Origin of the sequence: Kitasatospora sp. NPDC047058 (assembly GCF_040643935.1) — a bacterium.
GTDB lineage: Bacteria > Actinomycetota > Actinomycetes > Streptomycetales > Streptomycetaceae > Kitasatospora.
The window spans coordinates 1-3,048 of record NZ_JBEYVJ010000613.1; the positions used below are offsets into that span (position 1 = coordinate 1).

Consider the following 3,048-nt stretch of genomic DNA (forward strand, 5'->3'; position numbering starts at 1 on the left):
CACCACCGAGCAGAGCACCGGAGCCGCGGCCGGGGCGCCCACGGTCATCCCCGCCCCGATCAGCGCACTGCAGACGTAGCCGTAGTGGAGCGGCGGGCCGGACCGGCGCCCCCGGTCCCTCAGGACCTTCCAGAGTGCGCCCAGCAGCGCGACCGTGCCGGCCAGGCAGACGGCGGCGCCGCCCAGCCGGTCACCCACGGCGCGCCGCGTTGCGCCGCACCGGCCACCCCAGCACGTACCGTAACCAGTTCGCCTGGTCGGCGAGTTGGCCGACCGCCGGGGAACGGCGGCCACCCAGTGCGCGCTGCACGGCGAGCGAGGCGACGAGCTCGGCCTCCTGCTCCTGCCGCTCCGTGTATCCGGACCGGCCGAGCACCCGGCGCACCAGCTCCTCCGGCAGATGGGTCGTCAGGGCGTGCGACACGGCGGTGCTCAGCCCGGTGTCCCCGGAATCCGCGATGTGCCCGGTGTGCCCGGTGTGCCCGCAGAGGAGGTGCCCGATCTCGTGCAGCACGATGTGCTGCTGGTGCAGGGCCGTGGTGTCGGCCGGATAGCCGATGTAGTCCGCCCGGTCGGTACTGATCAGCACACCGCACGGTGAGTGCTCCGGCCCGGAGAGCGGCATCAGCTCGATGGGCCGGCCGCGCCGCAGGGCGAGCGCCTCGGCCAGCGCCGGTATGCCGAACGGCTCCGGAAGCGGTATCGAATCCGCGACCCCCCGACATCGCTGCCAGAGCCCACGCTCGACCCCACCCGGATACCCCACGATTCCCCCTGGCGCTCGACGGGAGGCGATCCTACGGACGCGGCAACCCCGAGGGAATCCGCTTCGCCGGGAAGGCCGCTACCTGCCGCCGGCCTCGCGGCGGGCGATGGCCTCGATCATGTCGCTGATCGTGCCGAGCCCTTCCGGCGAGAGGGTCACCGCGCGCAGAGCCACGTCCCGCACCCCGGCGTTGCGCAGCGCTCCCAGCAGCGCCAGCTCCTCGGCGATCCTGGCACTCTGCCGGTCGTCGAAGAAGTACACGGGCGGCACCTGGAAGAACTCGGCCAGCGCCTCGAGGTGACGCTTCGTCGGGTTGGCCCGGCGGCCGGTCCGGAGCTGCCAGAGGTAGGTGGCCGAGAAGCTCTCGCCGGTCGCCTCGCGGCAGGCCCGGGCGACCTCCTCGTGACTGTACGGCTCACGGTCGGGACGGCGGACGACGTCGAACAGCCGGTCCAGTTTCGCTGCGAGCGTGGACGCACCGGATTCCGCTTCAGGCACGGCACACCTCTTCCCTCACCCCGTGCACACGCTTCGTACGTGCGCAGATGGCCACCCGCGACGGGGCCTCATTCTAAGGCCTGTCCGATCATTGATCTTCTGGCGGGTCGAGGTGAGTTGACGGACGCGAGCAATCCGCCACCTGCTGCAGCGCCGGGGCATCGCCGTCACGGTCCCCGAGCGCCGCGACCAGTCGGACAGGCCTCGGCAGCCCCACGACCCCCGACGCATGGATCACCCCGACTCATCCCGGCCGAGGCGAAACGCCGAGGCTAGGGCCTGTCCGGCGGATCTTGTTGGATCAGACCGCGGCGTCTGAGTGCGTGCATCGCAAGGCGGAGGAGGGAGTCCATGCGGAGCATCGGCGACCGACGACAACGCGGCGAGGTGCGTGCTCAGGCGTCGCGGGCCCGGCAAGATCCGCCGGACAGGCCCTAGTGCACGGCTGCGGCCGCGCGTACGTCGGCGAGCGCTTGCCGTGCCAGCGGGCCGAAGCCCTCGCCGTTGTGGATGTCGATCCACTGGTCGAAGGCGATCTCCCAGGCGAGCATGCCCAGTTTCGCGGCCACGCGTGCGGTCAGGCTCGGAACTCCGCGGCGGGTGAGGGCCTCGATCATCGAGGCGGCGAGGTCGATCCTCTTCAGGGCTTCGCGCTCCCGCAGTTCCGTGTTGGCGTTCAGCACGGCCTGGCGCCGGCCACTGAACTCGCGGCGGTCGTCGGCGAAGAACGTCCGGCCGAGCGCATCGAGGGCGTCCGCCACCGCGTCGAGCGGGTCGGCCGCCGGCGGCGCCGAGGCGATCCCTTCGACGAGCAGGTCGGTCACCGTGCCCCTGTCGAAGAGCACCTCGCGCTTGTCCGGGAAATAGCGGAAGAACGTGCTCTTGGTGAGCCCCGCGCGCTCCGCGATCTCGATCACGGTCGTGCTGTCGTAGCCGCGCTCCTCGAAGAGGTCGAGAGCGGCGGCGGCGAGTCGTCCTGGTGCGTCGGGTTGCCAGCGAGCCATGGGAGCAGTGTACGGGACTCAGTCCCATCGCTGGTGTAGGGTCGATGAGACCAAGTCCCATCACTGACCGAGAGAGGTCCGATGAGTAAAGCTGTCCGCTACCGGCGATTCGGCGGTCCCGAAGTGCTCGAACTGCAGGAGATACCCGAGCCGCACGCCGCGCCGGACGAGGTTCGCGTCCGGGTCACGGCCGCCGGGCTGAATCCGATGGATTGGCAGATCACCACGCAGCCCGACATGGCGGCGCGGTTCGGCATCACCTTGCCGGCCGGGTTCGGCAGCGACTTTGCCGGAGTGGTGGACGAGGTGGGCGCCGACGCCACCGGATTCGCGATCGGCGACCGGGTGTACGGGGCTGCGATCGGCCGGTCCGTCGCCGACTTCGTGCTGGTCAAGACGCCTGCGGCAACGCTGTGGCCCACCCCGGAGGGCGTCGGTGACGAGGTGGCGGCCACGCTTCCGGTGTCCGGTCTGACGGCGGCCGCCGCGATCGCCGCGATCGGGCCCCGCACCGGGGACACCGTCCTGATCGGCGGGGCGGCGGGTGGCGTGGGCGTCTTCGCCGTGCAGCTGGCGAAGCTTGCGGGTGCCCGGGTGCTCGGCACCGCTTCCGAGGGCACGTTCGACTTCCTGCGCGGGCTCGGCGCCGAACCCGTGGCGTACGGTCCCGGCCTGGCGGACCGGGTGCGGGCCCTGGCGCCCGAGGGGATCACCGCCGCAGCCGACCTGTTCGGAAGGGAGGCGGCCGAGACCGCACTCGAGCTCGGCCTGGCGCCCGAG

General features: G+C 71.7%; 5 protein-coding genes. 1 reads left to right on the forward strand and 4 read right to left on the reverse strand.

Translation table 11 applies throughout. The features are described 5' to 3' along the window. The 4 genes from ABZ885_RS38270 to ABZ885_RS38285 form a co-directional block, all read right to left on the reverse strand. On the reverse strand, positions 1–198 hold a 198-nt coding region (locus tag ABZ885_RS38270; protein ID WP_360199368.1), incomplete at its 3' end, for a hypothetical protein. Further along, positions 191–766 carry a ParH-like protein gene (locus ABZ885_RS38275; protein WP_360199370.1) on the reverse strand — a complete coding sequence of 192 codons (576 nt, stop codon included), beginning with the start codon at positions 764–766 and terminating at the stop codon, positions 191–193. The genes ABZ885_RS38270 and ABZ885_RS38275, both read right to left, overlap by 8 nt. Positions 767–844: 78 nt before the next feature. Continuing rightward, a complete protein-coding gene (locus ABZ885_RS38280) occupies positions 845–1,264 on the reverse strand; it encodes an XRE family transcriptional regulator (RefSeq protein WP_360199372.1) in 420 nt (139 codons plus the stop codon). A 434-nt stretch (positions 1,265–1,698) separates the two neighbouring features. Continuing rightward, positions 1,699–2,268, reverse strand: a complete 570-nt coding sequence (locus tag ABZ885_RS38285; protein WP_360199374.1) for a helix-turn-helix domain-containing protein — start codon at positions 2,266–2,268, stop codon at positions 1,699–1,701. Between the two features lie 81 nt (positions 2,269–2,349). Between ABZ885_RS38285 and ABZ885_RS38290 the strand changes: the two genes are divergently transcribed. Beyond that, positions 2,350–3,048 (forward strand): NADP-dependent oxidoreductase (locus tag ABZ885_RS38290; RefSeq protein ID WP_360199376.1); only part of this gene is annotated, 699 nt, incomplete at its 3' end.

What these genes read in the sequence shown, in the direction of transcription:
- ABZ885_RS38285 (WP_360199374.1), bottom strand. Translation starts at nt 2,268, where the DNA reads ATGGCTCGCTGGCAACCCGACGCACCAGGACGACTCGCCGCCGCCGCT.